Annotated in this window: 5 protein-coding genes; 1 reads left to right on the top strand and 4 read right to left on the bottom strand. The window is 58.2% G+C overall.

Annotation, left to right across the window (positions count from 1 at the left end; translation table 11 throughout):
- Nucleotides 1-75: 75 nt before the first annotated feature.
- The 3 genes from ybeY to miaB all read right to left on the bottom strand — a co-directional run bounded on the left by ybeY (nt 76) and on the right by miaB (nt 3,084).
- Nucleotides 76-570, bottom strand: coding sequence for an rRNA maturation RNase YbeY (gene ybeY, locus ACIP1X_RS12770; RefSeq protein ID WP_400752532.1), 495 nt, complete (start codon nt 568-570; stop codon nt 76-78).
- The gene (locus ACIP1X_RS12765; protein ID WP_008081076.1) at nt 563-1,561 is read right to left on the bottom strand and encodes a PhoH family protein; all 999 of its coding nucleotides are present in this window, start codon (nt 1,559-1,561) and stop codon (nt 563-565) included. The genes ybeY and ACIP1X_RS12765 overlap by 8 nt, the downstream gene beginning before the upstream one ends.
- A gap of 194 nt (nt 1,562-1,755) precedes the next feature.
- On the bottom strand, nt 1,756-3,084 hold the full coding sequence (gene miaB / locus ACIP1X_RS12760) for a tRNA (N6-isopentenyl adenosine(37)-C2)-methylthiotransferase MiaB (RefSeq protein ID WP_137216658.1): 1,329 nt from the start codon (nt 3,082-3,084) through the stop codon (nt 1,756-1,758).
- A 133-nt stretch (nt 3,085-3,217) separates the two neighbouring features.
- Between miaB and ACIP1X_RS12755 the strand changes: the two genes are divergently transcribed.
- Nucleotides 3,218-3,547: a DUF1820 family protein gene (locus ACIP1X_RS12755; protein ID WP_003185742.1), complete on the top strand. Its 330-nt coding sequence runs from the start codon at nt 3,218-3,220 to the stop codon at nt 3,545-3,547.
- 174 nt (nt 3,548-3,721) lie between these two features.
- Here ACIP1X_RS12755 and ACIP1X_RS12750 read toward each other — a convergent pair.
- Nucleotides 3,722-4,262, bottom strand: a 541-nt coding sequence (locus ACIP1X_RS12750; protein WP_400752529.1) for a tetratricopeptide repeat protein, incomplete at its 5' end; no start/stop codon positions are given.

The raw sequence follows: 4,262 nt of genomic DNA, 5'->3' as shown, positions 1-4,262 counted from the left end.
CGTGGGCAAAAGCCTGGGTGAGTTTACCCAGCCATGACTTCTGCCCGTTGCTCGATCGATCTTCGCTCATAGCGATTACTCTGAATCCTTTGTTGTAACGATAGGGGATGTTTCGGTTTCGTCGTCCGCGTACGGATCGGGATAGCCCAATTCGGCAAGCAACTCGCGTTCCAGTGCTTCCATTTCTTCGGCTTCGTCGTCATCTATATGGTCGTAACCAAGCAGATGCAAGCAGCCGTGAATGACCAGATGCGCCCAATGGGCCTTTAGTTCCTTGCCTTGTTCGGCGGCTTCACGCTCAACCACCGCCACGCAGATCACCAGATCGCCGAGCAACGGGATGTCGAGAAACTCGTCGGGCACGTCTGCAGGGAACGACAGGACGTTGGTCGCGTAATCCTTTTGGCGCCAGGTGTGGTTGAGCTCGCGGCCTTCTTCCTCGTCGACCAGACGAATGGTCATTTCCGAGTCAGCGGTGCGCTGGCGCAGGGCCAGTTCGCACCACAGATGGAAGTCGGCTTCACTCGGCGCGTTCGCTTCAGTCGCGATTTGCAGGTCTAGCTCAAGCATTTCGCGAGGTGTCCTTGGGTGCTTCGTCACGGTTTTCGAAGCGCTCGTAGGCTTCGACAATCCGCTGTACCAAAGGATGGCGCACGACGTCTTTCGGCTGGAAGTGCGTGAAACTGATGCCCGGCACGTCTTTGAGCACTTCGATCACATGGTGCAGACCCGATTTGGTGCCTTTCGGCAGGTCGACCTGGGTGATGTCACCAGTGATGACCGCTGTTGAGCCGAAGCCGATCCGCGTGAGGAACATCTTCATCTGCTCGACGGTGGTGTTCTGGCTTTCGTCGAGGATGATGAAACTGTTGTTCAACGTACGGCCGCGCATGTAGGCCAGCGGCGCGACTTCGATCACCTGACGCTCGATCAGCTTGGCCACGTATTCAAAACCGAGCATCTCGTAGAGTGCGTCGTAGAGCGGGCGCAGGTACGGGTCGATCTTCTGCGACAGGTCGCCGGGCAAGAAGCCGAGTTTTTCACCCGCTTCAACCGCCGGACGCACCAGCAGGATGCGACGAATCTGCTCGCGTTCCAGGGCATCGACAGCGCAGGCCACGGCCAGATAGGTCTTGCCGGTACCGGCCGGGCCAATGCCGAAGTTGATGTCGTTGCCGAGGACTTCCTTCACATAGCGCAGCTGATTCAAGCCGCGCGGGCGAATCATGCCTTTCTTGGTGCGCAGGGCGACGGAGGCTTCGGCGGGGGCGTGATTGTCCAGCTCGACGACGGCCGATTCCTGCAGAAACAGGTGAACCGTATCTGGCGACAGCTCTGAACCTTTGGTTTCCCGGTACAGGCGACGAATCAGATTTTCCGCAGACGTGGTGTGTTTGGGGTCGCCGATCAGCTCGAACTGGTTTCCGCGGTTGCGGATCTCGATCGTCAGGCGCTGTTCGATCAAGCGCAAATGCTCGTCGAATTGCCCGCACAGATTGGCGAAGCGGCGAGCCTCAAAGGGCTCGAGGATAAAACGATGTGGTTCTATGGGTGCGTTCAAGGTCGTATTTAGCCGCCCTGGGGCAATTAAGATGAAATCAAGGATAACGCCAGAGGCGTGGGTGCGAAAGCTCTTAAATCATCGCTGTTCCTGTGGGAGCGAGCCTGCTCGCGAAAGCGTTGTGTCAGACACATTGTTGTTGGATGTGTCGCCGCCTTCGCGAGCAGGCTCGCTCCCACAGTGCCCTGTGTTGATTATTGGATCAGCGAGCCACGCAGCGAGTGCGGTTGTGCGGCATCGATGTGCACATCAGCAAACTGGCCGATCAGGGTCGGATTGTCGCAGCGGAAGTTGACGATACGATTATTCTCGGTACGCCCTTGCAGCTCGCCCGGGTCTTTTTTCGAATAATCGGTGACCAGAATCCGTTGCGTCGAACCGACCATTTGTCGGCTGATCTCGAACCCTTGCTGATTCAGGCGATGTTGCAGAGCGTTCAAGCGCTCCTTCTTCAACTCTTCCGGGGTGTCGTCGGCTAAATCGGCAGCCGGGGTGCCCGGGCGCTGGCTGTAAACGAACGAGTAGGAAAAGTCGAAACCGACGTCGGCAATCAGCTTCATGGTCTGTTCGAAATCTTTCTCGGTCTCGCCGGGGAAGCCGACGATGAAGTCCGAACTGATGCAAATCCCTGGCACCGCGGCGCGCAGTTTGCGCAGCTTGGATTTGTACTCCAGCGCCGTGTGGTTGCGCTTCATCGCCGCGAGGATCCGGTCGGAACCCGATTGCACCGGCAAATGCAGGTGTTTCACCAGTTCCGGCACATCGGCGTGGGCCTGGATCAGGCTGTCCGAGAACTCCAGCGGGTGCGAAGTGGTGTAACGGATGCGGTCGATACCGTCGATGGCAGCGACAACCCGGATCAGCTCGGCCAGATCGGCGAGACGACCGTCGTGGGTCGTACCGCGATAGCCGTTGACGTTCTGCCCCAGCAGCGTCACTTCACGCACGCCGTTTTCAGCGAGGTGAATCACTTCAGCGATCACGTCATCGAACGGCCGGCTGACTTCTTCGCCACGGGTGTACGGCACCACGCAGAACGTGCAGTACTTGCTGCAGCCTTCCATCACCGACACGTAAGCGCTCGGGCCATCGATGCGCGGCTCGGGCAAGTGGTCGAATTTTTCGATTTCAGGGAACGACACGTCGACCTGCGGCAGCTTGGTGATGCGTGCGGCATCGATCATTTCCGGCAAGCGGTGCAGGGTCTGCGGGCCGAAGACCACATCAACGTACGGTGCGCGATCACGGATCGCCGCGCCTTCCTGGCTGGCCACGCAACCGCCGACGGCGATCACCATGTCCGGGTTGGCCAGTTTCAGTTCGCGCCAGCGGCCGAGCTGCGAGTACACGCGATCTTGCGCGCGCTCGCGGATCGAGCAGGTGTTGAGCAGAATCACGTCGGCGTCTTCCGCGCGCGCGGTGACTTCCAGGGCCTGATGTTCACCCAGCAGATCGACCATGCGCGAGCTGTCGTACTCGTTCATCTGGCAACCGTGGGTTTCGATGTAAAGCTTCTTGGCCATGGATTAGTGTCGTCACGTGATTCAAAGAACCCGGCATTATAGGGAACAAGCCCTCAGGTTCCTACCGCTGTGCGTCCGGAGGCTATGCTATAGTTTGCGCCCTCATTTTTATCCCCGATGTTATCCCCCCGCCATGACCAAACGCGAAGCTCCAATCTATAAGGTGATTTTCCTCAACCAGGGCCAGGTGTTCGAAATGTACGCCAAGCAGATCTATCAAAGTGATCTGTGGGGCTTTCTGGAAGTGGAAGAGTTCGTCTTTGGCGAGCGCACGCAAGTGGTCGTCGATCCGAGTGAAGAAAAGCTCAAGGCGCAGTTCGAAGGCGTGGTTCGCAGCTTTGTGCCGATGCATTCGATCGTACGCATCGACGAAGTGGAACGTCTGGGCACCCCGAAAATCAGCGAAGCCCGCGGCGCGGTCGGCAATGTGATGCCGTTCCCGATGCCGATGCCTGAGAAGTAACAACAGATCCTGGATTGGAATGAATTTGTGGCGAGGGGATTTATCCCCGTTCGGCTGCGAAGCAGTCGCAAGTCCATTCAGCGAGGTGTGTCAGACAGAACCGGATTGCAGGTTTGGGGCCGCTTCGCAGCCCAACGGGGATAAATCCCCTCGCCACAAGTTAATCACCACCCATCAAGGCAATGGCGAAAACGGCGTACGCCCATCGGCGCTCTGCAGTTCCATCAGGTATTTACGGAAAATTTGCCCGAGCACCTGCGTGGCGGTCTCAAGGTCTTCGCGGGACATCTTTTCGGACACTTCGTCAGCCGTATCCAGCGCATCTTCCGCGCCGTTGACCGCAGCCATCTTCAAAACGATATACGCCTGAATGTTGTTGGCCTGCACGCCTTCACCGTGGAAGAACATCGTGCCGAGTTTGAATTGCGCCTGAGCGTGGCCTTGCAACGAGGCTTTTTCGAAGTAGCTCAGGGCTTGATTGAGGTCGCGCGGCGCATTTTTGCCGTCGTAGTAGAACTCACCCAACTCGTATTGCGCTTGCGCATCCCCTTCGTCCGCCGCTTTCTGGCAGGCGGCCAGTGCCTGCGTGACGTCTTGCGGCTGAGTATTGAGGGTGCAACGACCCATCGCCGGGATCAACAACGAGTTGCCGCCTGCTTGTGCATGCGCGAGCAGGGGCTGAAGGAGCAACAGGCAGCCCAAGGCAAGGGTGCGG

Origin of the sequence: Pseudomonas sp. NPDC088885, from assembly GCF_044750025.1 — a bacterium.
In the GTDB taxonomy this organism is placed as follows: Bacteria; Pseudomonadota; Gammaproteobacteria; order Pseudomonadales; family Pseudomonadaceae; genus Aquipseudomonas; species Aquipseudomonas rustica.
Note: the sequence above shows the minus strand (reverse complement) of the source record. Positions and strands in the feature narration are given on the sequence as shown.